We start from the raw sequence: 23764 nt of genomic DNA on the forward strand, positions 1-23764 counted from the left end.
TCATTCGTTGATCGGTCACCGGTTCATCAGGGCCCAGACGACCTTGCCGCCGGGCAGCCCGAGCAGTCCCCACCGGGTCGCCACCGAGTCGATCAGAAGCAGACCCCTCCCGCCGTACGCCGTGGGAGCGACCGGCCCCGAGAAACGCGGCCGGGCCGGCGACTCGTCGCGCACCGCCACGCTCATCGTGGCACCGCGCCGGGCCAGCATCAGCCGCATCGGGGTCCGGGCGTGCGCCACCACGTTGTTGACCATCTCGGTGGCCACGATGCACGCGTCCCCGGCCAGCTCGGCCAGCTCCCAGCGCAGGCAGAGCTCGGTGATCAGCTCGCGGGCCCGCCGGGCGGCGCCGGCCGCGGGTTCCAGGTCCAGGTTCACCCGGGTCCCGGCGCCGGGCGGGCCGAGCGCGGCGTACGCAGCGTCCCGGTCGTCCGCGACCAGCCAGCCGGTGGGCTCCCAGCGCCGGTCGCCGTCCCCGCCGTAGAGCGCGAGGCGGGTGGCCGGCCAGTCCCGCGTCTCGTCGAACACCTCGCGCAGCGTGGCGAGCGCGGCGTCCTGCGGCACCCGGAGGCCGGCGACGTCGGCGACCAGCGCCTCCGGCTGGCCGGCCAGCACCTCGAGAAGGGTGGAGCGGACCGGCCCGGCGGTCTCGGCGTCGAGCACCCCGGTCAGCCGGACCAGGGGATGACTCCGGCCACGGTCCACCAGGTGACGAACCTCGCTCGGCATGATCGCTCCATTGTGCATAACACGTCCCCTCCGCGCATTTCGGCGATCGGCGGGCGGGGTCCGGCGCGAATGCGGACATTTGCCCACGACGGGCATGTAGGGCAAGTACCCCGTCCGGGTGCGGTCAACCCCGGGGCGTCAATGCGGTCAGCAGGCTCTCGTGCAGCAGGCCGTTGGTCGCGACCACCGACGACTGGTCCGCGCAGGTGCGCCCGTCCAGATCGGTGACCTTGCCACCGGCCTCCTGGATGATCGGGATCAGCGCCGCCATGTCCCAGAGCGACAGCTCCGGCTCGGCCATCGCGTCCAGCGCGCCCTCGGCCAGCAGCATGTAGCCGTAGAAGTCGCCGTAGGCGCGGCTGCGCCACACCCCGAGCAGCACGTCCAGCAGTTGCGGGAGCCGCCCGTTCTCCTGCCACCCGGTGAGGCTGGCGTAACAGACGCTGGCGTCGGTGAGCTTGCGGACCTGCGACACCTCGATCCGGCTCGCGGCGTGCTGGTGCCTTCCCGCGTACGCCCCCAGGCCGCGGCCCGCCCACCAGCGCCGCCCCAGCGCCGGGGCGGACACCAGCCCGACCACCGGGGTGTCGCCCTCCAGGAGCGCGATCAGCGTCGCCCAGATCGGGACGCCGCGCACGTAGTTCTTGGTGCCGTCGATCGGGTCGATCACCCAGTGCCGGGTGCCCGGGCCGGCGGCCGCCTCGGACCGGCCGAACTCCTCGCCCAGCACGCCGTCCCGCGGCCGCGCGCGGGCCAGGGTGGCACGGATCGCCTTCTCCACCGCGGTGTCCGCGTCGGACACCGGGGTCAGGTCGGGCTTGGCCTCGACCTTCAGGTCCAGCGAGCGGAACCGGGCCATCGCGATGGAGTCGGCCGAGTCGGCGAGGGTGTGGGCGAGAGCGAGATCGTCCGCATATCCAGCCATGGGTAGACCCTATAGAGACACCGCCGGCGCGGCGTCACGCGCTCAGGCCGGTCTCCGGCTGGTGATCCCGCGCATCCAGGTCGCCGGCCCTCGACGAGAGGAGCCTGCGGTACGAGTCCAGGCGCCGGCGGTCGGCGTGCCCCTGGGCCACCCACGCGTCGAGCGTGCAGTCCACGTCGGCGGCGGTGTGCCCGCAGTTCGGCTGATCGTCCAGGGTGCCCTCGACCAGGTCGGGGAACCCGTGCAGCAGGCTCTCGGCGCTGACGTGGGCCAGGCCGAAGCTCCGGATGCCGGGCGTGTCGATGATCCAGCCGGGGTCCTCGGGCGCCTTGCCCTTCTTCGGGGCGGGGCCGACCCGGGGCAGGCGCAGCGCCACCGCGCTCGTCGACGTGTGCCGCCCCTTGCCGACCGCGCTGACCACCCCGACCGCGCGCAAGGCGTCCGGCACCAGGCGGTTGACCAGCGTCGACTTGCCCACGCCGGAGTGGCCGACCATGACCGAGATCCGCCCGGCGAGCCGCTCGCGCAGCTCGGCCAGGTCGCTGCCGGGGCGCACCAGCACGTGCGGCAGGTCCAGCTCGGCGTAGTAGTCCAGCACCTTCTCCGGGCCCGCCAGGTCGGCCTTGGTGAGGCAGAGCAGCGGCTCGATGCCGGCGTCGTACGCCGCGACGAGGCACCGGTCGATGAACCCGGTGCGCGGCGGCGGGTCGGACAGCGCGCTCACGATCACCAGCTGATCCGCGTTCGCCACGACGACCCGTTCGAGGCGGCCCTCGGGGGTGGTGTCGTCGTCGTCGGCGGTGCGGCGCAGCACCGACGTGCGCTCGCCGATCCGCACGATCCGCGCCAGCGAGCCGGCGTCGCCGGAGACGTCCCCGACCAGCGCCACCCGATCGCCCACCACCACCGACTTGCGCCCGAGCTCGCGCGCCCGCATCGCGGTGATCACCTCGGGCTCGTCGCCGGTGTCCTCCTGGACACAGCCGTACCGCCCACGGTCCACGGTGATCACCAGCGCGTCCACCGCGTCGTCGTGCTTGGGGCGCGTGCGGGTGCGCGGGCGGGACGACCGCCCCGGCCGGACCCGGACGTCGTCCTCGTCGTACTCCCGCTTGCGCCCTGGCAGCTCCGGCTCCTCTGGCTCGTGGTCAGCTGTGCCCGGCTCAGCTCGTGCTCAGCTCGGATCAGCTCGTGGTCGCTAGTCCCGCCCAGAGTTCCGGGAACTCGGGCAGCGTCTTCGACGTACAACCTACGTCGGTGAGCTGAACGCCCGGGACGGAGAGTCCGATCACCGCGGCGGCGTGCGCCATCCGATGATCCGCGTACGTCTCGAAGGACGCGCCGTGCAGCGGCCCCGGCTCGATCCGCAATCCGTCCCGGAACTCGGTGATGCCCGCACCGGCCTTGGTCAGCTCGGCGGCGAGCGCGGCGATCCGGTCCGTCTCGTGGCCGCGGATGTGCTCGACCCCGCGCAGCTCGGACGGCCCGTCGGCGAGCACCGCCAGCGCGGCGAGCACCGGGGTCATCTCGCTCACCTCGGACAGGTCGGCGGTGATGCCGCGCAGGGTGCCGGTGCCGCGCACGGTCAGCCCCCGCTCCGAACGGGTGACCTCGGCGCCGAACGCGGTGAGCAACCCGGTCAGCTGCTCGACCGGCTGCCAGCTCCGCTCCGGCCAGCCCGCGAGCGTGACCTCGCCGCCGGTGACCATCGCGGCGGCGAAGAACGGCAGCGCGCCGGAGAGGTCCGGCTCGATCACCCAGGTGCGGCCGCTCAGCGGGCCCGGCTCGACCACCCACACGTCGGGCGTGCTCTCGTCGACCACGGCGCCGGCCGCGCGCAGCATGTGCGTGGTCATCCGCAGGTGCGGGGCGGACGGGACCGGCGGGCCCTCGTGCCGCAGGGTCAGGCCCTTGGCGAAGCGGGCCGCGGAGAGCAGCAGGCCGGAGACGAACTGGCTGGACCCGGACGCGTCGACGACCGCCTCGCCGCCCTCGACCAGCCCGCCGCCGTGCACGGTGAGCGGCAGCCCGCCGGTCGGCGACGCGTCCACCCGCACGCCGAGCGAGCGCAGCGTGTCGAGGATCGGGCCCATCGGGCGGTTGCGTGCGTGCGGGTCGCCGTCGAACTCCACGGTGCCCTCGGCCAGCGCGGCCACCGGCGGCAGGAAGCGCATGATCGTGCCGGCCAGACCCACGTCCACCCGGGCCGGGCCCCGCAGCGGGCCGGGCTCGACCACCCAGCGGTCGTCGGCCGAGGCGTCCACGGCGACGCCGAGCGCGCGCAGGCCCGCCGACATCAGCGTGGTGTCCCGCGCCCGCAGCGGCGCCTCGATCGTGGAGGGGCCGTCGGCCAGCGCGGCGAGGATCAGCGCGCGGGCCGTCATCGACTTGGAGCCGGGCAGCCGCACGGTGGCGGTGACCGGACCGGCGGCGGACGGGGCGAGCCAGGGACGGAGTTCAGCAGCCATGACCGCCATTCTGCCGGTGGGCCCCGACATTTCCGTCATCGCATTCCCGGCCCCCGGGACACCACCGCGCACCCGGCCTTTGCGCGCCGCCGGGCGCCCCCTGCCACCGTTTCCGGCGGCGTACGCTGCACCCCATGTGCGGGCGGTACGCGACGACGCGGAGCAACGCGGATCTCAGCCAGTTCTTCGAGGCGGTCGACGTGACCGCGGAGCTGCCGCCGAGCTGGAACGTCGCGCCCACCGACCCGGTGCCGCTGATCCGTGAGTCGGTCACGCACGCCGCCCGGGTGCTGGACACCGCGCGCTGGGGCCTGGTCCCGCCGTGGGCCGCCGACCTGCGGCAGGGCGCCCGGATGATCAACGCGCGCGCCGAGACGGTGGCCGGCTCGAAGGCCTTCGCGGCGTCCTTCGCGAAGCGCCGCTGCCTGATCCCGGCCGACGGCTGGTTCGAGTGGGTCCGCGACGGCAAGCAGAAGCAGGCCTACTACATGACCCCGGCCGACGGCTCCCCGCTGGCGCTCGCCGGGATCTGGTCGTCGTGGGGCAAGGAATCCGTGCTGACCTGCAGTGTCATCACCACCGCGGCGCTCGGTGACCTGGCCCGGGTGCACGACCGGATGCCGCTGATCCTGCCGCCCGGGCGATGGGCCGGCTGGCTGGCCGGTGGCGGGGACCCGGAGCCGTTGCTGCGCCCGCTCGACGCCACCGCATTGGCGTCGATCGAGATGCGCCCGGTCGGTCCGGCGGTGGGCAATGTCCGCAACAACGGTCCGGAGTTGCTGGCGCCTCCCGCGGAGGTAACGCTTTTCTGAACTCCGGGAGATCAACGAAGTTCTTTGTCGGAGTATGCGCGGATTCTGGATTTACAACTTTGTTTCAAGATAGATCACCCCCTTGTTCTGATCTTGTACGGTGCGGTACAAACCAGCGCCGGAGTGGTGACAGTCCGCAAGGTGCGGGATGACCGCCACAGCAGTTCCGGTCCCACGGGGGAGGTGGGCTGATGACACGAGCACGCATGCCGCGTCCGCACGAGGTGGCTATCGCGCGACGCGACCCGCGGTTGCTCGACGCAATTGCGCAACGCCGTACCGACGAGGCCTGGCGGACCCGGGGGGCCTGCCGGACCGTCGACCCGGAGACGTTCTTCCCGGCGCCCAACGAGCCGTCCGGCGGAGCTGTCGCACTCTGCGGCACCTGCCCGGTGCAGGGCCCGTGCCTGGCCTGGGCGCTGCAGGTGGGCGACTGTCACGGGGTCTGGGGCGGCACCACGCCCCGCGAGCGGCGAGCCATGCTGGTGGCCTGGCGGGAACGGGTCCAGCCCAACGGCGACGCGGTCGAGGACGACTCCACTGACGAGGCGGACCGCCGGTTCCTGACGCTGGAGCCGGTCAGCCGCTGATAGAAACGGAGCCTGTGACGAGCTCCGAGAAAACCGTCGACACCCCGCGCGGGCCGGCCCGGGTCCGGGTCACCGAGCCGGACGGCCCGCCGCGCAGCCAGCTCTTCCTCGGCCACGGCGCCGGGGGTGGCGTCGACGCGCCCGACCTGGTGGCGGTGCACGACGCCGCGGTCGCGGCCGGGGTGCGGGTCGTCCTGGTCACCCAGCCGTACCGGGTGGCCGGCCGACGGGCGCCCGCGCCGGCCGGCCAGCTCGACGAGGCGTGGACCGCTGTGGTGCGGGCCATGGCCGTACCGGAGAAGCCGTTGATCCTGGGCGGGCGGTCGAGCGGAGCCCGGGTCGCGTCGCGGACCGCTGCCACGCTGGGCGCCGCGGGGGTGCTGGCCCTGGCGTTCCCGCTGCACCCGCCCGGCAGGCCGGAGAAGACTCGGGCGGGTGAACTTCCGCAGGCGATCCCGACGCTGGTGCTCAACGGCGACCGGGACCCGTTCGGCGTGCCCGGACCCGCCGGATCCGTGGAGGTCGTCGTGCGTCCCGGGGCCGTGCACGATCTGCGGAAGGACTTGCCCGGCACTGTCCGGTTCGTGGTCGAGTGGCTTGCGCGACATGGCTGGGCGAAGGAATTCTGACGGTGGCAGCGGCGTTGCAGAACCCGGATGAACAGTCATCGGAAGGGGTTTGCGCAGTGCGTGCGGTAAAGCAGCACGAACGCCGGGAGACGACCCGGGTCCGGGAACTCCTGGGCTCCCCGGAATGGCCGGCCGTCGCGCCGGCGGCCCCCGCTACGCCGGTGAGCGTGAGCACACCGGTTTTCGAGAGCGTGACTGGGGCACTACCCGTATCCTCGGCGGGGCGGTCGAGGGGGGAGTCCAGGGTGGCCCAGAAAGAGCGTGTCGACGAGCGTCGCGAGCGCTTCGAGCGTGATGCGCTGCCGTTCGTCGATCAGTTGTATGCCGCCGGCCTGCGGATGACCCGCAACCCGGCCGACGCCGAGGACCTGGTGCAGGAGACCTTCCTCAAGGCGTTCTCCGCGTTCCACCAGTTCGAAGAGGGTACGAACCTCAAGGCCTGGCTGTACCGGATCCTGACGAACACGTACATCAACTCGTACCGGCGCAAGCAGCGGCAGCCCGTGCAGGCGCCCACCGAGGAGATCACCGACTGGCAGCTCGCCTCCAGTGAGTCGCACACCTCGCAGGGGCTTCGCTCGGCGGAGACCGAGGCGCTCGACCGTCTGCCGGACAGCGACATCAAGGAAGCGCTGCAGTCCCTGCCGGAGGATTTCCGGCTCGCCGTCTACCTCGCCGATGTCGAGGGTTTCTCGTACAAGGAGATCGCCGACATCATGGGCACGCCCATCGGCACCGTCATGTCCCGTCTGCACCGTGGCCGGCGCAACCTGCGCAACCTGCTCGAGGGGTACGCCGCCGACCGCGGCATCACCCGGGCCGCCACCGAGCCGCAGGAGGCATGAGCCGATGTCGAGCGCCGAGAGCGAACACGAGACCGACTGCAGCATCGTGCTCAGCGAGGTGTATCTCTACCTTGACCTGGAGTGCAGCGAGGACCGCCGGCACCTGATCCAGAGGCACCTCGACGAGTGCACGAGGTGCCTGCGTGAGTTCGGCATCGAGACCGAGGTGAAAGCCCTGGTCGGCCGATGCTGCGGGGATGAGCGGGCACCGTCCGAGCTGCGCGAGCGGCTCCGTCAGAAACTGGGACAGCTCGACGCTTCGTGACCTCATGCGAAAGGGCCGGCAGACGTGTGTCTGCCGGCCCTTTCGTCGTGATTCAGCTGTTGGGACGCTTACCGTGGTTCGCGCCGCTCTTCTTACGGGCCTTCTTCTTGCGAGCCTTCTTGGCCATAAAGGGCCTCCTTCCTCACGCTTGCTCAGTCGCCGATCGTAGTCGGCGCTTCTCGCGGCCCGGGACTCGCCCGCTCGAGATCCGTGATTTGATGACGTTCTCTGGAATGCGAGGAGGGATCGGAATGGCCGAAGAAGTCCGTGCCGAGATGGTGGCCAACGTGTGGAAGGTCGTGGCCGGGGTGGGCCAGGCCGTCGCCGAGGGCGACACGCTGGTGATCCTGGAGTCCATGAAGATGGAGATCCCGGTGATCGCCGAGTCCGACGGGACGGTCGATCAGCTGGCCGTGAACGAGGGCGACGTGGTCCAGGAGGGCGACCTGATCGCCGTCATCGGCTGATCCCTACTTCTTCAGCCAGCGCAGCAGGTAGGAGCGGCTGCGCTGGCGCGGGACGACCGGCACCCGCACCGTGGCCGCGGCCAGCTCGCGGGTGGGCCGGTCCAGCTCCGGCGTGGCCAGCGCCAGCTCGGCGACCGCCCGGGCGTGCGGCCCGCCGGCCGTCTCGGTGAACCGCCCGGCCACCACGGCCGCCACGTCCGCCCGCGCCGCCGGGTCCACCCAGGCGTAGGTGACCAGCGCGAACAGCGCCGCCTGGGTGACCCGGTCGACGTCGCCGTCGAGCAGCCCGAGCAGCAGGCGCCGGCGGCCGGAGTCCAGCCACGGCTCCTCCGTCCCGTGGTGCAGCAGCCCGAGGCAGGCCCAGATCTCCGCCGCCCCGCGCGGCTCGGCGCCGGCCACCGTGGGGTGGCCGAGCATGGCGAGCAGCTCCCAGGGCTCGACGAGCACCAGGCCGAGCGCGCGGTCGTACGCCGCGGGCGGGTGCGGCCACCGGTCCGACGCCACCCGCAGCAACCGGGCCACCGCGTCCCCCGAAGGCTCGGCGTTGACCGTCGCGCGGCCGGGCGGCAGCCGGGACAGGCCGGCCGGCGTGCCGCTGAGCCACGCCGTGTCGCGGCAGCACTCGTCCAGGTCGGTGTGCTCGTGGGTGTCGTCGGGGTGGTCGCGGGCGAAGTCGGCGAGCGCGATCAGGTGCGCCACGTCGCCGTCGGCGCGGAACCGCAGCCGGTGGGCGGTGTGCACCACGCAGTCGAAGCGCGGGTCCCGCTCCAGCGCGCGCTCCGTCCAGTTCAGCGCTTCCTCGAGCCGGCCCAGGTCGGCGAGGGTGGCGGCGACGTCGGCGTAGACCGACAGGTCGTCCGGGTCGTACATGACGGCACGGCGCAGCGCGGCGAGCGCCTCGGGGATCCGGCCGGCGCTGCGGAACGCGTACCCCAGCCAGATCTCGCCCAGCTTGGACGGGCGGGACCGGGCGCCCCGGGTCGCCCAGTCGATCGCGAGCCGTGCCTCGCCGAGCCGACGGGCCAGCGCCGACCCCGCGCCCAGCAGCATCGCGTGCTCGCCGTGGGCGTCGATGGTGTGCCGGACCACGGTCAGGTAGGGCCGCAGTGACGTGGCAGCGGCTCTCGGCGCCGGATCGCCCACCGCCGTGCAGAGCCGCATCAGCGTGCGGGCCAGCGCGTCCGGGTCGATCCGCCCGCCCAGCACCGGGTCGCTGACCCACGGGACGCCGGCCCAGTCGACGGCGGGGGTGTGCCCGCTGGCCGCGGCGAGCAGGGGCAGCGCGTCCTCCGGGCGCCCGGCCGCGGCGAGCAGGTGGGCGTGCGCGGCCACCCGGCCGGCCGGGGCGTGCGGCTCCAGCGGGAACAGGTCGAGCGCGCGGTCGGTGTCCGCCGCCAATCGGCTGAGCAGCTCGTGGATCTCCGGCAGGGTGGGTGCGTGGGGCAGCGCCCCGGCCAGGTGGCGGGCGGCCTGATCCATCTCGCCGCGGTCGAGTGCGGCACGGGCGAGGGCGAGGTCGTGCGGGACCTGGGGGTGGGCGTCCACGAGTGAAGACAGTACGGGCATCAGCACGATCTGTCAGGCCTCGCCTTTGCGCAGTAGTGCTCGAAAGGTTGACGTACTAAGCTTTTTCTTGCAAGACTGCGCATCGATTGCGCGGGAACTGCTCATCTCGGGAGGATGACGTGACAGAGCGAGGCCACGGGATGGCAGCGGACATTGCGGAACAGCCGGCGGGTTTCGCCCGCTTGCTGGAGGGTCCGCACGCGGACGCGATCGCCGGGGTCGCCGCCGAGATCGCGGCACGCCGGCCGCGGAACGTGGTGTTCGTCGGCCGCGGCACCTCCGACCACGCGGCGCTCTACGGGGCGTACCTCGCCGAGATCCGGCTGGGCCTGCCGGTGGCCAGCGCGTCGCCGAGCGCGATCACGCTCTACGGCGCTCGCCCCGACTTCACCGGCACGCTGGTCGTCGGAGTCAGCCAGAGCGGCGGCTCCCCCGACCTGACCGGTGTCCTCTCGGCCGCGCGGGAGACCGGCGCGCTCACCCTCGCCGTCACCAACAACCCGGAGTCGCCGCTGGCCAAGGCGGCCGAGCTGTCGGTGGACGTGGCGGCCGGGCACGAGCGGGCGGTCGCGGCGACCAAGTCGTACACGGCCGAGCTGCTCGCGCTGCTCCTGCTCGTCGAGGGCATCCGGGCCGGCGACGGGCGGCTGCCGGACGCCGAGCGGGCCGCGCTGGCCGAGCTGCCGGCGCTGGCCGAGTCGGTGCTCGCCGACCGGACCGCCGACGAGATCGCCCAGCGCTACCGGTTCGCGCCGCACATGGTCACGACCGGCCGGGGGTATGCGTATCCGACCGCTCGCGAGGCCGGGCTGAAGCTGATGGAGACGTCGTACGTGCCGACGCTCGCGTTCTCCGGCGCCGACCTGCTGCACGGCCCGCTCGCGATGACCGACACCGACGTCCCGGTGATCGCCGTGGTCGGTGACGGCCCGGGCGGGAAGGCGATGGGCGACGTGCTCACGCGGCTCGGGGAGCGCCGGGCGGACGTGCTGACCGTCGGTCCCCGGGGTCGACTGGTCGTCCCGGCCGTCGACGAGCGTTACAGCCCGTTGCTGGACATCCTGCCCCTGCAGCGGCTGGCGCTCGCGCTCGCGCTGGCCAAGGGTGAGGACCCGGACGCGCCACGCGGTCTCAAGAAGGTGACCAGCACGCTCTGACAGGAAACATCGGCGTGGCAGGCTTGGAGCCGTGTCCACCCTGCGCGATCTCGTCGAGGAACACACCAGCCTGGGTTCCGCCGACATCGACCACCTGCACCGGCTCGCCGGTGACTGGCAGCTGCTCTCCGACCTCTCCTTCGCCGACCTGCTCCTGTGGGTGCCGATCAAGGGGGACAAGCCACGTCAGTTCCTCTGCGTGGCGCAGGTGCGCCCGACCACGGCGCCGACGGCGTACCAGGACGACCAGGTGGGCAAGATCTTCGGTGGCCCCGAGGTGGCCCACCTGGACATCGCCTTCACCCAGGAGCGCATCTGGCGGGAGGGCGACCCGGTCTGGTACGGGGACACGCCCGCCCGCCACGAGGCGATCCCGGTGCGCCGCCGCGACGAGAACGACCACGAGGAGGGCTACAGCGAGGTGATCGCGGTGATCGGCCGCGACACCAACCTGAGCACCGCCCGCACGCCCAGCCAGCTGGAGCTGAACTACCTGACCACCGCCGACGACCTGGCCCAGATGGTCGCCGACGGCACGTTCCCGCCGGCCCGCCAGCCCGGCGAGATGACCACCTCGGCGCCCCGGGTCGGCGACGGCCTGATCCGGCTGGACGCCTCCGGCAAGGTCACCTATGCCAGCCCGAACGCTCAGTCGGCCTACCGCCGGCTCGGCTTCAACGCGCACCTGGTCGGCGAGGAGCTGGCCCACCTCTCCAGCCGGCTGGCCGCCGACCCGCTGGAGGGCAACGACGTCGCCGAGCGGATCCGGTCCGCGCTGCGCGGCGAGTTCCCGCCGCGGATGGAGTTCGACGCCCGCGGCGCCACCGTGCTGACCCGGTCGCTGCCGCTGCTCCCGGCCGGCGTGCCGATCGGCGGGCTGGTCCTCGTCCGGGACGTGACCGAGGTCCGCCGGCGGGACCGCGCGCTGATGACCAAGGACGCCACCATCCGCGAGATCCACCACCGGGTGAAGAACAACCTGCAGACCGTCGCCGCGCTGCTGCGCCTGCAGGCCCGCCGGGTGGACGCGCCGGAGGCCCGGATGGCGCTGGAGGAATCGGTGCGCCGGGTCGCCTCGATCGCGCTGGTCCACGAGACCCTGTCGATGTCCAGCGACGAGGCGGTCGAGTTCGACGGCATCGTCGACCGGGTCGCCACCGCCGCCACCGAGGTCGCCTCGACCAGTTTCCCGGTACGGATGAGGCGCGAGGGCACCTTCGGGATACTGCCCGCCGAGATCGCCACGTCGCTGGTCATGGTGCTGAACGAGCTCCTGATCAACGCGGTCGAGCACGGTTTCGGCACCCCCGAGGGCGACGACGAGGACGACGCCGTCGCGCCGGAGCAGGGCGCCGAGGTGGTCGTCTCCGCGCACAAGTTCCGCAAGCAGTTGCACGTCACGGTCGCCGACAACGGTCGCGGGCTGCCGGAGGGCTTCCGGCCGGACGCCGGCGGGCGGCTCGGGTTGCAGATCGTCCGCGCGCTGGCCACCGGCGAGCTGCGCGGGAGCATCGAGCTGCGCAACCGGGCCGGGGGCGGCACCGAGGCCGTGCTCGTGGTGCCGCTCGGCAAGCGCTGACCCGCACGCTTCCCGGCCGGTTCTCACCGTGGTCGTTCGTCCCTCGCAACCATGGTGAGAACCAGCCGAGAGAGTGGATCTCGATCGATGCGTCGGGCCGCTCTACCTGCGGTGTAACGTTTTCGTAACGGCAGTAAGAGAACTCCGCCAAGTGCCGCGGACCACACTCCCGAAATCTGGACCTCACTGGCCCACATTCGGTTTGCGTGAGAGGCTTACCGGCATGACCGCTGCTCTTGACCGCCGCTTCGTGGCCCGCCGCCACGTCGATTACGGCCGTGTCTTCAGCGCGATGTGTCCGGCTTCCTGACGCCGCCCCCCTTTATTTCGGGCGCGGACGACAAGCCGGCCCTCTCCCGACGCTGACGTCGCGGAGCCTCCTCAAGGCCGCGATTGTCCTCCGGTGCCCACGAAACCCGGAGGACCGCCGCCATGGCGCCCAGCAACACTCCCGCAACACCGGCCGCTCGCCCTCGTAAGGCGCGCGGCGAGGGTCAGTGGGCGCTCGGACACCGCGAGCCGCTCAACCCCAACGAGCGCAGCAAGAAGGACGACAACCCGCTCAACGTCCGGGCGCGCATCGAGAACATCTACGCCCACCGGGGCTTCGCCTCGATCGACCCGGCCGACCTGCGTGGCCGTTTCCGCTGGTGGGGGCTCTACACCCAGCGCAAGGCCGGGATCGACGGCGGCCGCACCGCGGTGCTGGAGCCCGAAGAGCTCGAGGACGAGTACTTCATGCTCCGCGTCCGCATCGACGGCGGCGCGCTGAACCTGGCCCAGTTGCGCACCATCGCGCAGATCTCCACCGAGTTCGCCCGCGACAGCGCGGACATCACCGACCGGCAGAACATCCAGCTCCACTGGGTGCGGGTCGAGGACGTGCCGGAGATCTGGCGCCGGCTCGAGGCGGTCGGCCTGCAGACCACCGAGGCGTGCGGTGACTGTCCCCGCGTCGTGCTCGGCAGCCCGGTCGCCGGCATCTCGACCGACGAGGTGATCGACGCGACCCCGGCGATCGACGAGATCATCAAGCGCTACATCGGCGACCCGGCGTACTCGAACCTGCCCCGCAAGTTCAAGACCGTCATCTCCTGGCTGCCCGACGGGCCGTACCTTGCGAACGACGTCTCCTTCGTCGGCTCGGTGCACCCGGACCACGGGCCCGGCTTCGACCTCTGGGTCGGCGGCGGCCTCTCCACCAACCCGCGGCTGGCCGAGCGCCTCGGCGTGTGGGTGCCGCTCGCCGAGATCCCGGACGTCTGGGAGGGCGTCGTCGCGATCTTCCGCGACTACGGGTACCGCCGGCTGCGTCACCGCGCCCGCCTGAAGTTCCTGCTCGCCGACTGGGGCGTGGAGAAGTTCCGCGAGGTCCTGGAGAAGGAGTACCTCGGTCGCGCGCTGATCGACGGTCCCGCCCCGGACCTGCCGGAGAAGCCGATCGACCACATCGGCGTGCACAAGCAGCGCGACGGCCGTAACTACGTCGGCGCGGCCCCGGTCGTGGGCCGGTCCTCCGGCAAGCAGCTCAGCGACCTGGCGGACCTCGCCGAGCGGCACGGGTCGGACCGGGTGCGGCTCACGGCGTACCAGAAACTGCTCGTCCTCGATGTTGCGGATGACCAGGTGGAGTCACTGATCACGGGACTGCGGGGGATCGGCCTGGAGGCGCGGCCCTCGGCATGGCGGCGCGGCACGATGGCCTGCACCGGCATCGAGTACTGCAAGCTCGCGATCGTCGAGACCAAGGCCCGCGGCGAGGAACTGGTCGCGCGGCTCGAGGAGCGGCTCAAGGACTTCGACGCGGACATCTCGGTGCACATCAACGGCTGCCCGAACGCCTGCGCCCGCACCCAGGTCGCCGACATCGGACTCAAGGGCCAGCTCGTTCTGAACGCGCACGGCGAGCAGGTCGAAGGCTTCCAGATCCACCTCGGCGGCGCGCTCGGCATGGCCAAGGGCGAGACCGCCGGCTTCGGCCGCAAGCTGCGCGGCCTCAAGGCCACGGCAGAAGAGCTCCCGGAGTACGTGGAACGCGTCGCTCGCCACTACCTGGACGGACGTTCCGACGGTGAGACGTTCGCCAACTGGGTGATGCGGGCCGAGGAAGGGCTCCTCAAATGAGCGACGCCCGATCCGCCCCGCTCTACTGCCCCTACTGCGGTGAAGAGGACCTCCGCCCCAACGAGTCCTCGCACGGCGCCTGGGAGTGCCACTCCTGCGCCCGAGTCTTCACGGTCAAGTTCAACGGGTTGTTGTCCAAGGGAGCCACGTCATGAGCATCCTCAACGCCACCGGCCTGGGCCTGATCAACCTGGGCGCTCCGAGCGCCCCCGCTGACCCCGCCCGCCGCACCCCTGACGAGCTGCGCGAGCTCGCCGTCCAGGCCGCACGGGACCTGGAGGGCAAGCCCGCCGAAGTGATCGCCAAGTGGGCGACCGACACCTTCGGCGCGCGGTTCTGTGTCACCAGCTCGATGGCCGACGCCGTGGTGGCGCACCTCTTCTCCCGCGTCGCGCCCGGCGTCGACGTGGTCTTCCTCGACACCGGCCTGCACTTCCCGGAGACCCTCAAGGTCCGGGACACGGTCGCCGCGACCATGGACGTCAACGTCCGCTCTATCCGCCCGCGGCTGACGGTCGGCCGGCAGGACGCGGAGTACGGGCCTCGCCTGTTCGCCCGCAGCCCCGACGAGTGCTGCTTCATGCGCAAGGTCGAGCCGCTGGAGCGGGCCCTCGCCGAATACGACTCGTGGGCCACCGGCCTGCGCCGCGACGAGTCGCCGACCCGCGCCAACACGCCGGTCGTCGCCTTCGACGCGAAGAAGGGCAAGGTCAAGGTCAACCCGATCGCGGCCTGGACCCAGGACGACGTCGACCGCTACATCAGCCGGTGGAACGTGCCGGTCAACGAGCTCTTCAAGAAGGGGTACGGGTCGATCGGCTGCTGGCCGTGCACCCGCCGCACCAAGGCCGGCGAGGACCCGCGCGCCGGCCGCTGGGCGATGTTCGAGAAGACCGAATGCGGTCTGCACGTCTGAGTCCGCCCCGCCCCGCCGTGGTCCTGGTGGCCCACGGCAGCCGGGACCCGCGGGCGGCCGCGTCGACCGAGGCGCTGGCCCGGGCGGTGCGGCAGGCGCGACCGGAGTGGCTGGTCCGGGCCACGTACCTGGATCACGCCGGGCCCCGGCCGCTGGACGTGCTGGCGGCGCTCGGGCGGCGCCGGGCGGTGCTGGTGCCGCTGCTGCTGACCGCCGCGTACCACGGAAAGGTGGATCTGCCGGCGGTCGTCTCCGCGGCCGCGGGACTACCGGTGGACGTGTCGCTGGCCGACGTGCTGGGGCCGCTGCCGCTTCGGACGGCCCCCCGGCTGCTGCTCGACGCTCTCGTGCGGCGGCTGCCCGCCCCGGAGACGTTCGACGCCGTGGTGCTCGCCTCGGCGGGAACACGCGACGCCGCCGCCCGGGGAACCGTGGAACATGCCGCGGCGGCGCTGGGAGCCCGTCTCGGAGTGCCGGCGGCGGTGTCGTACTCCTCGGGGGCCGGGCCGCGCGCCGGGGAAGCCGTCCGGGCGCTGCGGGACGGTGGGGCCCGGCGGGTCGCGGTGGCGGGATACTTCCTGGCGCCTGGATTGCTCTACGACCTGGCGGTGTCCTCGGGCCGGGAGGCCGGGGCGGTGGCGGTGGCTGAGCCGCTCGGGGATGCGCCGGAGTTGGTCGGCCTGATCAGTGCGCGGGTGGCGGCCGCCGGAGTGCGGGCGCTCGCCGCGGCCTGAAGGTGTTCGGGCGTCCTGAAGGGGTTCGGGCGGGCTGAAGCGCCCGGCGGGCTGAAGCGCCGCCGACATCCGGCTGGCCGGACTCGGCTGGTTCCCAGGGGTGCTTGAGGTGTGCGGAAAGGCCTTTGCCGTCCAGCCGGGCTCGGTGAGCTGGTGCTGAGGGTTGTTTCGTGGCGGGTAGGCAGCCGTGACGTCCAGCCGGGCTCGGTGCGCCGGCGGTCAGAGGTGCCTGCTGCGGGAGGAACTCTGACGGCCGGCCGGAATCGCGCGCTGACTCATAAGGACCCGGGGTCACGTGATGATCCGGCACAGAACGCGGCACAGGGCAGCCGACGGGTGCTCCATGGCGCAAAGGGGGAGAGACTGCGGGCGGTGGCAGGGTGCGCGGCGCAACGCGGAGGAGGCGGCGGCCGGCGGGCGGTCGGGGCCGGCTCACGGGCGCGGGCTCAAACCGTACCCCTCCAGCTGATTGGCTCTTGAGGGTTGGCGCAGGAGCAACACAACCCACCCACCCCACTGGGGGAAGGCCCCGCTGACCATTGTCGCGCGAAAGCCGGCCCCCGCGCCGACGGCCTGTGGACAACCCATCGCTGTGGACAACTTGCGGACGGCCTCATCGCCCCGCAGACCGCCGGAATCACCGGGCGGGCCGGTCGATGCCGCTCCGTCCACAACCGATCCGCAGAGCTGATCTCCGTCGATCAGTTACGCAAAGTGATGATCACTCTGCGCTACGCGACAATGGGAGCCGGCATCGGAGCATCCACAACGGAGTGTGCTGGAGTGGCGACGGAAACCGGTCGATCACCAATTTCGAGATCATTTCAGGAGTGCGGGCAAACGTACGGTGATCGAATTGACGCTCAGCGGAATGGGGACTGTGAGTAGGCGACCCGAAACAGCAAGACGCCCCGTGCCGTTACGGCCCGGGGCGCAAATGCTGTGCGGGGGATTGAATCAGGCAGTGGGGGCGGAGACCCGAAGGCCGCCGCGACGCTTGACCGCGCGCCGCTCGTCTTCGCTCATTCCGCCCCATACGCCGGCGTCCTGGCCGGACTCGAGTGCCCACTGGAGGCAAGACTCGGTCACAGGGCACCGCCGGCACACGGCCTTGGCCTGCTCGACCTGCAGGAGCGCGGGGCCGGACGTCCCGATCGGGAAGAACAGCTCCGGGTCCTCGTCGCGGCAGATCGCATCGTGACGCCAGTCCATGGCGGCAAACTCCTTGTTTCGGATGGGGTAATGAAAACAGTGCTGTTTACCTATATGCATGCGCCCGCAGTGCCGACGGGTTGTACCCGTACACTCACCGGAGCGTCAGCAAGCCTTTGTGTTTGGTAGCCGTTCTGCGCTTCTTGTTTAGGAACGCGCACAAGCCGCTACCGGTTACTTCTTATCGCTTGTGAATGCTTTCACGAACTCTCGCGATGTCAAGGGTAGCGCTGGAAGTTTCTTCCAGCGGGTGAGCTGCCTCACGCACCCTTATGTCCGGTTCTGCTGCTCTTGCCAGAGCCGGTTGACGAACGCTCCCATCAATGTAGTACGGTCTCGCCCACTTCGCCGACCTTTTGCCCGTGTTTCTGTAACGGATCGTGAGCACGTCCCGAAAGACGTACCCCGGAGTCAGCAGATCACACGTAGCGCTGATGGGACGGACACGAAGTGCACCTTCTGCCGCTCCCCGAGATAGTCCCCGTCCAGCTGGAACGCCTGGGGTCGGGACGCGATCACGGTGAACTCGGCAAGGTCGTGCAGACGAACTACTTGTTTACCGTGCGGATCACCGGATCGCCACGCGAGTTGTGTCACGGTCTTTGCTGTTGCGTAAACCTTGAGTTTGCGCAGGGCAAGCACGTCGAGCCCGAGATCGAAGGAAGCGTCCGGATTCGGGTCCACCGGACGGTCACCGGCGTACGTCCAAGGGGCCGTGTTCTGGATGATCACCGTGCCGAGCCCGGTCTGCGGCGGCTCACCCGGACGTTCCAGGGTCATCGGCGGATCGGACCGTTCGATCCCGGTGAAGAACTGACCGACGATCGACCGCATGTAGAGGCCCGGCGTCGAGGTGCGGCCGCGCAGCCGGGCCTGCTCCACCCGGCGGATCACCGCGGCGTCCAGTCCGAGGCCGGCCGTGAAGGTGAAGTAGCGATCGTCGGCGCGACCGAGACCGATCACCCGGTGGCGGCCGTCGCGCAGCCCGTCCAGGATCACGCTCGTCCCGTACACCCAGTTCTCGGGGAGGCCGAGTGCGCGGGCGAAGACGTTCGTCGAACCGCCGGGGACCACGGCCAGCGCCGGCAACCGGTACGCCGAGGGGCCGGTCAGCCCGGTGAGTGTGCCGGGCGCGGACATCAACCCGTTGACCGCCTCGTTGACGGTGCCGTCACCGCCGAGCGTGACCACCACGTCGATGCCACTCTCGGCCGCGTCCCGAGCCAGCGTGGTGGCGTGCCCGCGGCGCTCGGTGTAGCGCACGGTCAGGTCGACGGCGCTCTCGAGCGCGCGGACCAGAACGTCCCGGCTGCGCTCGGTGGTCGTCGTCGCACGAGGGTTGACCACCAGCAACGCACGCATGGGCGGCACCTTACCCGGCGGAACTCGATCAGGCTGTCGGTATGGTGCAGCCGTGACAGGTGAGAAATCCGTGACGTCGGCCTCGGCGTCCCTCGATTGGGCGGTCCGGCTGCTCTACCTGCAGAGCGTGGGCATGGCCGGGCTCACGGCGTACCTAATTGTCCTAGATCTGACCAGTTCCGCGGCGGACCTCGGCGTGGCAGTCTCCCTGACCGTGATGGCGGCCCTGGCCGCCGTGGTGATCTTCCTGGTCGCCCGCGCGCTGGGCCGACGGAAGGTCCGTGCCCGCGGCCCGGCCGTCGTGATCCAGCTCTTCCTGCTGGCCACCGGCGGTTTCCTGCTCCAGGTCGGGCCGGTCTGGCTGGGTGTCGTGCTGCTGGTCCTCGCCGCGATCACCGCTGTCCTGGTGCTTCTCCCGCGCAGCGGCCGAGCGTTGGGTGTCGATTAGCCGGTCCGTTGTGGCAGATCAGGGCCTAACCTGGACGGGTGACCGGCTCAACGGTGCGCCCGCCCGCATACCAGCAACTAGCGGACGATCTACGTGCGGAGATCACTTCGGGACGGCTGCAGCCTGGTGAAAGGTTGCCGCCCGAGCCGGAGCTGTGCGTCAAGATCGGCGTCAGCCGCAGCACGGTGCGTGAGGCGCTGCGCCTGCTCGCCAGCCAGCATCTGATCGTCACGACCCGCGGGGTGACCGGCGGGAGCTTCGTCGCGCACCCGGACGCCGGGCAGCTGGCCGACGGCCTCTCGACCGGGTTTGCGCTGCTCGCGCACTCGGCGGGGGTCGGTCTCGCCGATCTGCTGGAGTTGCGGCGCGCGCTCGAGGTGCCGGCGGCCGGCCTGGCGGCGGTCCGCCGCACGGACGCGCACCTCGCGGAGATGCGCGGGGCGCTGTTCGACCCGGCGATCGACGACTTCGACACGATGCTGTCGGCACACTCGGTGTTCCATCGGGTGCTCGCCAAGGCGACCGGGAATCCGCTGTTCGAGCTGGTGGGGCGGCCCCTCTACCAGGCCTCCTACGGGGAGGAAGTGGTCGCGCACCTCCCGGCGGAATACTGGTCGCGGATCGACGCGGACCACCGGGAGCTGCTGGATCATCTGGCGGCTCGCGACGCCGGCGCGGCACGACTGGCCGCGGCCCGGCACCTGGACTACATCGCGGTCGCCGCGGGCACGCAGACTGCCGGCACACCCACCGCCGGTACGCCGGCTACCGGCGAGACCCCGTGAGCAGTGCCACGGGCCGGGCGAGCAGTCAGAACTCCGTGAGCAGCGCTGACGCCCGGCTTCCGGGTGCGAAACGAGCGCTCAGTACTCCGTACGCCGAGTGAGCAGGCGAATCGTCGCGGACTGCCCGTTGGCCTCGGCGGAGGCGGACGTGGTGAGCGCGGTCAGCACCTTCCACGCGAAGGACGACTCGGAGGGCAGCCGCGCGCCGCGCACCGTGGAGACGGTGACCTCGACGGTCAGCGCGTCGTCGGTGACCGCGAAGCGGCACTCCAGCTCGGCGCCACGGGTCGCGATCGCCAGCAGCATCGCGCAGGCCTCGTCGACGGCGATGCGCAGATCCTCGATCTCGTCGAGGGCGAAGTGCAGGCGGGCCGCGAGACCGGCGGTGGCCGTCCGGAGCACGCCGAGGTAACCACCGTCGGCGGGAACCGTCAGGAGTACGACGTCGTCTCCGACTTCCGGCTCCGCGTGGGTCAGCTGAGTCATCCGCGACCTCCTCCTGTCGGTGGAGACTCTAATCGGTCACACCGAGTTACGGCAGAGGCCGGCAGCCCTTGCGGGCTGACCGGCCTCGATCGCGACTCAGGCCTGCTTGGTCTCCCAGAAGATCTTGGAGATCTCCTCGATCTTGGCAAGCAGCTGGTCAGCCACGGCGACGTCCACCGAGCCCTTGGCGCCGGACGCGCCGGCCAGCTTGGTGGCCTCGTTGAACAGCTGGTGCAGCTGCGGGTACTTCTCGAAGTGCGGGGCCTTGAAGTAGTCGGTCCACAGCACCCAGAGGTGGTGCTTGACCAGCTCGGCGCGCTGCTCCTTGATCAGGATGGCCCGGGTGCGGAACTCGGGGTCCGTGTTCGCCGCGTACTTCTCGGCGATGGCCTTGACCGACTCGGCCTCGATCCGGGCCTGGGCCGGGTCGTAGACGCCACACGGCAGGTCGCAGTGTGCGCTGACCACGGTGCTAGGCATGAGGAAACGCGGAAGTCGCATCAGGACTCCTCCATAGAGTTTGCGATGATCCGCCTTGACACTACCCCTTACATCCCTGGGCTAACGCAACGGAGGCTTGATGCCTTGAGGTGGCAATTACCACTGTTCGCCGTGCTGGTGAACGGCCCGTCCATGGTTCCGGCGCTGCGCCACGGGGACGCGCTCGTCGTCCGTCGCGGCGCGCCCGTAAGGAGCGGCGACATTGTCGTCGCGCGCTTCCGTTGCCGCCCGGACCTGCTGGTCGTTAAGCGAGCGATGCGGGAACAGGACGACGGCTGGTGGCTGGAGGGTGACAACGAGTTCGTCCAGGACGACTCACGGGCCTACGGGGTGGCAGATGTCATCGGGCGAGTGTTGTTTCGCTACTACCCCAGCCCAGGGCGGTTAAGTTAGTCTCCAGTATCCCCAGCGCACACCCGCGCTGCGGTCGCTTTCCCGGGTGACCCCCGCATCGCACCGCCTCCTGGCGCATACTCGCGACCAGTTTGTGCAGGTGCCACGTATCAATGTCGATGCTGTGTGGAGTTCACCGTGTCTTTCTTCAGTTTTGAGCTCGATCCTGCCCTCGCCGCCGACCCGGTCTTCGACCTGCACCGCCGGGGCAAGATGACGATGAGCGCGACCGTTCCCCTGGCCAGCCGGGACGACCTGTCCCTGGCGTACACCCCCGGTGTCGCCCGGGTCTGCGAGGCCATCGCCGAGGACGAGTCGCTCTACCCCGACTACACCTGGACCGCCAACACCGTCGCCGTCGTCACCGACGGCTCCGCGGTGCTGGGGCTGGGCAACATCGGGCCCAAGGCCGCGATGCCCGTCATGGAGGGCAAGTCGGTCCTGTTCAAGCAGTTCGGCGGGGTCGACTCGATCCCGCTCTGCCTGGACACGCAGGACGTCGAGGGCATCATCGCCGCGGTCAAGGCGATGGCGCCGTCGTTCGGCGGGATCAACCTGGAGGACATCAGCGCGCCGCGCTGCTTCGAGATCGAGCGCCGGCTCGACGCCGAGCTCGACATCCCGGTCTTCCACGACGACCAGCACGGCACCGCGGTCGTCACGCTCGCCGCTCTGCGCAACGCCGCCAAGCTGCTCGGCCGTGACTTCGCCGGTCTGCGTGTGGTCATCAGTGGCGCCGGTGCCGCGGGGGTCGCGATCACGAACACGCTGATCGCCGCCGGCGTCCAGGGCGCCAACGTGATCGTCGTCGACTCGCGCGGCATCATCCACGCCGACCGCGGCGACCTGTCCGGGGCCAAGGCCGGCCTGGGCGCGATCACCAACATCTCCGGCCGCACCGGCGGCATCGCTGAGGCCCTGATCGGCGCGGACGTCCTCGTCGGCGTCTCCGGCGGCACCATCGACGAGGAGGCGCTGGCCGGGATGGCGCCGGGCGCGATCATCTTCGCGCTGGCCAACCCGACGCCCGAGGTCCACCCGGCGGTCGCCCACAAGTACGCCGCGGTCGTCGCCACCGGCCGCAGCGACTTCCCGAACCAGATCAACAACGTCCTCGCGTTCCCGGGCATCTTCCGCGGTGCGCTGGACGTCCGGGCCACGACGATCACCGACGCCATGAAGGTCGCCGCGGCCGACGCCATCGCCGCGATCGTCACCGACGACCTGCGACCGGAAGCGATCGTGCCGTCACCCCTCGACCCTCGCGTCGCCCCGGCCGTCGCTGCCGCCGTCGCCGCCGCCGCGGTCCGCGACGGGGTGGCCCGGCGTACCCCGGCGCCTGCTCCGGCGCAGGCCCGCCAGCCGGTCTGACCTGCTGTTCCTGACGCGCCGCCCTGCTTTCCGGTAGGGCGGCGCGATCAAAATCAAGATCCTCATTGCCTATCTTCGCTGTGGTCCGGATCGTCGCTCCCGCGGGGACCCTTCCGGTCCGAGCAGGGCCGTGACCGGCCCTGAACGCTCGGCCCGCAAGGGCGGCCTCCGTGGTGGGGCACGGTCACCCCGGCAGTCAAAATCCGCGACATCGATCGACGTGCGGCGCTGCGAGCCGCCGGCGACTAGGGTCGGATCATGCGCGCCGCCTACGCCTCCTCGCTCCAGCCCGACGCGCCTCTGAGCGCCCTGACCGTCGGTGAGCTGCCGTTCGATCCGCCGGAGGGCTGGGTGCCGGTCGAGGTCCGGGCCAGCTCCCTCAACCAGCACGACGTCTGGTCGCTGCGCGGCGTGGGGCTGCCCGCCGACCGGCTCCCGATGATCCTCGGCTGCGACGCGGCCGGCGTGACCCCGGCCGGCGACCCGGTCCTGGTCTACCCGGTGATCCAGGACAAGGCCGACCCGCGGGGCTATTCGCTGTTCTCCGAGCGGTTCCCCGGCACGTTCGCCGAGCGCGTCGCCGCCCCGCGGGAGAACCTGCTCCCGATCCCGGACGGCGTGTCGTTCGCCGAGGCGGCGTGCCTGCCGACAGCGTGGCTCACGGCCTACCACATGCTGGTGACCCGTGGCCGCGCCGGCGACGCGGGCGCCGTCCTGGTCCAGGGCGCCGGCGGCGGAGTCGCCACCGCGGCGGTCGCCATCGGGGTCGCGCTTGGCAAGCGGGTCTACGCCACCAGCCGTGACCAGGCAAAGCGTGAGCGCGTCACGGAGCTGGGCGCGATCGCGGTGGAGCCCGGCGCGCGCCTTCCGGAACGCGTCGACGTGGTGATCGAGTCCGTCGGCGAGCCCACCTTCGACCACTCGATGAAGTGCGCCGCCCCCGGAGCCCGCATCGTCGTCTGCGGAGCCACCGCGGGTCACCTGGCTCGCGTCGACCTCCGCCGGGTCTTCGCCATGCAACTGGAGATCCTCGGCAGCAGCATGGGCACACCCGCCGAGCTCACCGAACTCCTCGACATGTGCGCCACCGGCAAGATCCACCCCGTGATCGACTCCACCTACGAGTTCGAGGCGATCCCGGAAGCCTTCGCCCGCCTCACCGCCCCGGACCTCTTCGGCAAGGTAGTCATCACCCACTGACCGCCGGCGTCTCCCAGCCCGCCGGCCCCTTCAAACCGACCGTGCCCAGCCCGTTCCCTCGCGCGCTGCCCGGCTGGCCCTGACCGTCGTCTCCGGCCCGTTCCACCAACCGTGAGTCCCAGCCGGCGGCCGTGCGCTGCCCGGCTGGCGCTGACGGTTGTTTCCGGCTGGTTTTACAACCGTGAGTGCCAGCTGGGGGC

The 23764-nt window shown here is 71.3% G+C and carries 27 protein-coding genes; 17 read left to right on the forward strand and 10 right to left on the reverse strand.

All coding sequences use genetic code 11. The annotated features are described in order from the left end of the window. Positions 1-15 precede the first annotated feature (15 nt). From Acy02nite_RS28725 to aroA, 4 genes are all read right to left on the reverse strand, one after another. Positions 16-729 carry an ATP-binding protein gene (locus Acy02nite_RS28725; protein WP_239175307.1) on the reverse strand — a complete coding sequence of 238 codons (714 nt, stop codon included), beginning with the start codon at positions 727-729 and terminating at the stop codon, positions 16-18. A 124-nt stretch (positions 730-853) separates the two neighbouring features. After that, positions 854-1654: a histidinol-phosphatase gene (hisN, locus tag Acy02nite_RS28730; RefSeq protein ID WP_203746296.1), complete on the reverse strand. Its 801-nt coding sequence runs from the start codon at positions 1652-1654 to the stop codon at positions 854-856. A gap of 34 nt (positions 1655-1688) precedes the next feature. Beyond that, on the reverse strand, positions 1689-2780 hold the full coding sequence (gene rsgA, locus Acy02nite_RS28735; protein ID WP_203746405.1) for a ribosome small subunit-dependent GTPase A: 1092 nt from the start codon (positions 2778-2780) through the stop codon (positions 1689-1691). A gap of 58 nt (positions 2781-2838) precedes the next feature. Then, the gene (aroA, locus tag Acy02nite_RS28740; RefSeq protein WP_203746413.1) at positions 2839-4131 is read right to left on the reverse strand and encodes a 3-phosphoshikimate 1-carboxyvinyltransferase; all 1293 of its coding nucleotides are present in this window, start codon (positions 4129-4131) and stop codon (positions 2839-2841) included. A gap of 125 nt (positions 4132-4256) precedes the next feature. Here aroA and Acy02nite_RS28745 point away from each other — a divergent pair, with 125 nt between their 5' ends. The 5 genes from Acy02nite_RS28745 to rsrA all read left to right on the forward strand — a co-directional run bounded on the left by Acy02nite_RS28745 (position 4257) and on the right by rsrA (position 7263). Then, positions 4257-4934 carry an SOS response-associated peptidase gene (locus Acy02nite_RS28745; RefSeq protein ID WP_203746298.1) on the forward strand — a complete coding sequence of 226 codons (678 nt, stop codon included), beginning with the start codon at positions 4257-4259 and terminating at the stop codon, positions 4932-4934. Positions 4935-5125: 191 nt separating this feature from the next. Further along, a complete protein-coding gene (locus Acy02nite_RS47285; protein WP_203746300.1) occupies positions 5126-5524 on the forward strand; it encodes a WhiB family transcriptional regulator in 399 nt (132 codons plus the stop codon). Positions 5525-5538: 14 nt separating this feature from the next. Continuing rightward, positions 5539-6153, forward strand: coding sequence for an alpha/beta hydrolase family protein (locus Acy02nite_RS28755; RefSeq protein ID WP_203746303.1), 615 nt, complete (start codon positions 5539-5541; stop codon positions 6151-6153). A gap of 56 nt (positions 6154-6209) precedes the next feature. Beyond that, the gene (locus Acy02nite_RS28760; RefSeq protein ID WP_203746305.1) at positions 6210-6998 is read left to right on the forward strand and encodes a sigma-70 family RNA polymerase sigma factor; all 789 of its coding nucleotides are present in this window, start codon (positions 6210-6212) and stop codon (positions 6996-6998) included. A 4-nt stretch (positions 6999-7002) separates the two neighbouring features. Next, on the forward strand, positions 7003-7263 hold the full coding sequence (rsrA, locus tag Acy02nite_RS28765) for a mycothiol system anti-sigma-R factor (protein ID WP_203746307.1): 261 nt from the start codon (positions 7003-7005) through the stop codon (positions 7261-7263). Between the two features lie 52 nt (positions 7264-7315). Here the strand turns inward: rsrA and Acy02nite_RS47795 are convergent, their stop codons facing one another. Further along, positions 7316-7390, reverse strand: coding sequence for a 50S ribosomal protein bL37 (locus Acy02nite_RS47795; RefSeq protein ID WP_369700219.1), 75 nt, complete (start codon positions 7388-7390; stop codon positions 7316-7318). A gap of 118 nt (positions 7391-7508) precedes the next feature. Here Acy02nite_RS47795 and Acy02nite_RS28770 point away from each other — a divergent pair, with 118 nt between their 5' ends. After that, positions 7509-7730, forward strand: a complete 222-nt coding sequence (locus Acy02nite_RS28770; protein WP_203746415.1) for a biotin/lipoyl-binding carrier protein — start codon at positions 7509-7511, stop codon at positions 7728-7730. 3 nt (positions 7731-7733) lie between these two features. Here the strand turns inward: Acy02nite_RS28770 and Acy02nite_RS28775 are convergent, their stop codons facing one another. After that, entirely contained in the window at positions 7734-9296 is a 1563-nt protein-coding gene (locus Acy02nite_RS28775) for a tetratricopeptide repeat protein (RefSeq protein WP_203746309.1), read from the reverse strand. A 140-nt stretch (positions 9297-9436) separates the two neighbouring features. Here Acy02nite_RS28775 and Acy02nite_RS28780 point away from each other — a divergent pair, with 140 nt between their 5' ends. From Acy02nite_RS28780 to Acy02nite_RS28805, 6 genes are all read left to right on the forward strand, one after another. Further along, on the forward strand, positions 9437-10453 hold the full coding sequence (locus tag Acy02nite_RS28780) for an SIS domain-containing protein (protein ID WP_203746311.1): 1017 nt from the start codon (positions 9437-9439) through the stop codon (positions 10451-10453). A gap of 31 nt (positions 10454-10484) precedes the next feature. Next, positions 10485-12032: a sensor histidine kinase gene (locus tag Acy02nite_RS28785; RefSeq protein WP_203746313.1), complete on the forward strand. Its 1548-nt coding sequence runs from the start codon at positions 10485-10487 to the stop codon at positions 12030-12032. 432 nt (positions 12033-12464) lie between these two features. Further along, complete coding sequence (locus Acy02nite_RS28790) at positions 12465-14156, forward strand: nitrite/sulfite reductase (RefSeq protein WP_203746321.1); 1692 nt, start codon at positions 12465-12467, stop codon at positions 14154-14156. After that, positions 14153-14311, forward strand: coding sequence for a hypothetical protein (locus Acy02nite_RS28795; protein WP_203746324.1), 159 nt, complete (start codon positions 14153-14155; stop codon positions 14309-14311). Before Acy02nite_RS28790 ends, Acy02nite_RS28795 begins: the two co-directional genes overlap by 4 nt. Continuing rightward, positions 14308-15072: a phosphoadenylyl-sulfate reductase gene (locus tag Acy02nite_RS28800; protein ID WP_203746326.1), complete on the forward strand. Its 765-nt coding sequence runs from the start codon at positions 14308-14310 to the stop codon at positions 15070-15072. The genes Acy02nite_RS28795 and Acy02nite_RS28800 overlap by 4 nt, the downstream gene beginning before the upstream one ends. Next, complete coding sequence (locus Acy02nite_RS28805; RefSeq protein ID WP_203746328.1) at positions 15054-15806, forward strand: sirohydrochlorin chelatase; 753 nt, start codon at positions 15054-15056, stop codon at positions 15804-15806. Before Acy02nite_RS28800 ends, Acy02nite_RS28805 begins: the two co-directional genes overlap by 19 nt. Before the next feature lie 957 nt (positions 15807-16763). On the opposite strand, the gene Acy02nite_RS28810 is transcribed toward Acy02nite_RS28805, so the two are convergent. Both Acy02nite_RS28810 and Acy02nite_RS28815 read right to left on the reverse strand, forming a co-directional pair. Further along, on the reverse strand, positions 16764-17018 hold the full coding sequence (locus Acy02nite_RS28810; RefSeq protein WP_067697263.1) for a WhiB family transcriptional regulator: 255 nt from the start codon (positions 17016-17018) through the stop codon (positions 16764-16766). Positions 17019-17429: 411 nt separating this feature from the next. Further along, positions 17430-18380 carry a diacylglycerol/lipid kinase family protein gene (locus Acy02nite_RS28815; protein WP_203746330.1) on the reverse strand — a complete coding sequence of 317 codons (951 nt, stop codon included), beginning with the start codon at positions 18378-18380 and terminating at the stop codon, positions 17430-17432. A gap of 52 nt (positions 18381-18432) precedes the next feature. Between Acy02nite_RS28815 and Acy02nite_RS28820 the strand changes: the two genes are divergently transcribed. Both Acy02nite_RS28820 and Acy02nite_RS28825 read left to right on the forward strand, forming a co-directional pair. After that, positions 18433-18828 carry a hypothetical protein gene (locus tag Acy02nite_RS28820; protein WP_239175311.1) on the forward strand — a complete coding sequence of 132 codons (396 nt, stop codon included), beginning with the start codon at positions 18433-18435 and terminating at the stop codon, positions 18826-18828. A gap of 53 nt (positions 18829-18881) precedes the next feature. Continuing rightward, on the forward strand, positions 18882-19613 hold the full coding sequence (locus tag Acy02nite_RS28825) for a FadR/GntR family transcriptional regulator (protein WP_239175315.1): 732 nt from the start codon (positions 18882-18884) through the stop codon (positions 19611-19613). Positions 19614-19691: 78 nt separating this feature from the next. Here the strand turns inward: Acy02nite_RS28825 and Acy02nite_RS28830 are convergent, their stop codons facing one another. Both Acy02nite_RS28830 and sodN read right to left on the reverse strand, forming a co-directional pair. Next, positions 19692-20099, reverse strand: coding sequence for an ATP-binding protein (locus Acy02nite_RS28830; RefSeq protein ID WP_203746332.1), 408 nt, complete (start codon positions 20097-20099; stop codon positions 19692-19694). 96 nt (positions 20100-20195) lie between these two features. After that, positions 20196-20600, reverse strand: coding sequence for a superoxide dismutase, Ni (sodN, locus tag Acy02nite_RS28835; RefSeq protein ID WP_203746340.1), 405 nt, complete (start codon positions 20598-20600; stop codon positions 20196-20198). 24 nt (positions 20601-20624) lie between these two features. Between sodN and Acy02nite_RS28840 the strand changes: the two genes are divergently transcribed. From Acy02nite_RS28840 to Acy02nite_RS28850, 3 genes are all read left to right on the forward strand, one after another. Beyond that, the gene (locus Acy02nite_RS28840; protein WP_239175313.1) at positions 20625-20993 is read left to right on the forward strand and encodes a S24 family peptidase; all 369 of its coding nucleotides are present in this window, start codon (positions 20625-20627) and stop codon (positions 20991-20993) included. Positions 20994-21131: 138 nt separating this feature from the next. Further along, positions 21132-22364 carry an NAD(P)-dependent malic enzyme gene (locus Acy02nite_RS28845; RefSeq protein ID WP_425548221.1) on the forward strand — a complete coding sequence of 411 codons (1233 nt, stop codon included), beginning with the start codon at positions 21132-21134 and terminating at the stop codon, positions 22362-22364. A gap of 258 nt (positions 22365-22622) precedes the next feature. Further along, positions 22623-23564, forward strand: a complete 942-nt coding sequence (locus Acy02nite_RS28850) for a zinc-binding dehydrogenase (protein WP_203746342.1) — start codon at positions 22623-22625, stop codon at positions 23562-23564. Positions 23565-23764: the final 200 nt, after the last annotated feature.

This window comes from Actinoplanes cyaneus, from assembly GCF_016862095.1.
Taxonomy (GTDB): domain Bacteria; phylum Actinomycetota; class Actinomycetes; order Mycobacteriales; family Micromonosporaceae; genus Actinoplanes; species Actinoplanes cyaneus.

Coding starts and splice junctions, on each gene's coding strand:
- Acy02nite_RS28725 (WP_239175307.1), bottom strand. CDS start 729: ATGCCGAGCGAGGTTCGTCACCTGGTGGACCGTGGCCGGAGTCATCCC.
- hisN (WP_203746296.1), bottom strand. CDS start 1,654: ATGGCTGGATATGCGGACGATCTCGCTCTCGCCCACACCCTCGCCGAC.
- aroA (WP_203746413.1), bottom strand. CDS start 4,131: ATGGCGGTCATGGCTGCTGAACTCCGTCCCTGGCTCGCCCCGTCCGCC.
- Acy02nite_RS28745 (WP_203746298.1), top strand. CDS start 4,257: ATGTGCGGGCGGTACGCGACGACGCGGAGCAACGCGGATCTCAGCCAG.
- Acy02nite_RS47285 (WP_203746300.1), top strand. CDS start 5,126: ATGACACGAGCACGCATGCCGCGTCCGCACGAGGTGGCTATCGCGCGA.
- rsrA (WP_203746307.1), top strand. CDS start 7,003: ATGTCGAGCGCCGAGAGCGAACACGAGACCGACTGCAGCATCGTGCTC.
- Acy02nite_RS28775 (WP_203746309.1), bottom strand. CDS start 9,296: ATGCCCGTACTGTCTTCACTCGTGGACGCCCACCCCCAGGTCCCGCAC.
- Acy02nite_RS28780 (WP_203746311.1), top strand. CDS start 9,437: ATGGCAGCGGACATTGCGGAACAGCCGGCGGGTTTCGCCCGCTTGCTG.
- Acy02nite_RS28790 (WP_203746321.1), top strand. CDS start 12,465: ATGGCGCCCAGCAACACTCCCGCAACACCGGCCGCTCGCCCTCGTAAG.
- Acy02nite_RS28795 (WP_203746324.1), top strand. CDS start 14,153: ATGAGCGACGCCCGATCCGCCCCGCTCTACTGCCCCTACTGCGGTGAA.
- Acy02nite_RS28800 (WP_203746326.1), top strand. CDS start 14,308: ATGAGCATCCTCAACGCCACCGGCCTGGGCCTGATCAACCTGGGCGCT.
- Acy02nite_RS28805 (WP_203746328.1), top strand. CDS start 15,054: ATGCGGTCTGCACGTCTGAGTCCGCCCCGCCCCGCCGTGGTCCTGGTG.
- Acy02nite_RS28810 (WP_067697263.1), bottom strand. CDS start 17,018: ATGGACTGGCGTCACGATGCGATCTGCCGCGACGAGGACCCGGAGCTG.
- Acy02nite_RS28815 (WP_203746330.1), bottom strand. CDS start 18,380: ATGCGTGCGTTGCTGGTGGTCAACCCTCGTGCGACGACGACCACCGAG.
- Acy02nite_RS28830 (WP_203746332.1), bottom strand. CDS start 20,099: ATGACTCAGCTGACCCACGCGGAGCCGGAAGTCGGAGACGACGTCGTA.
- sodN (WP_203746340.1), bottom strand. CDS start 20,600: ATGCGACTTCCGCGTTTCCTCATGCCTAGCACCGTGGTCAGCGCACAC.
- Acy02nite_RS28840 (WP_239175313.1), top strand. CDS start 20,625: ATGATCCGCCTTGACACTACCCCTTACATCCCTGGGCTAACGCAACGG.
- Acy02nite_RS28850 (WP_203746342.1), top strand. CDS start 22,623: ATGCGCGCCGCCTACGCCTCCTCGCTCCAGCCCGACGCGCCTCTGAGC.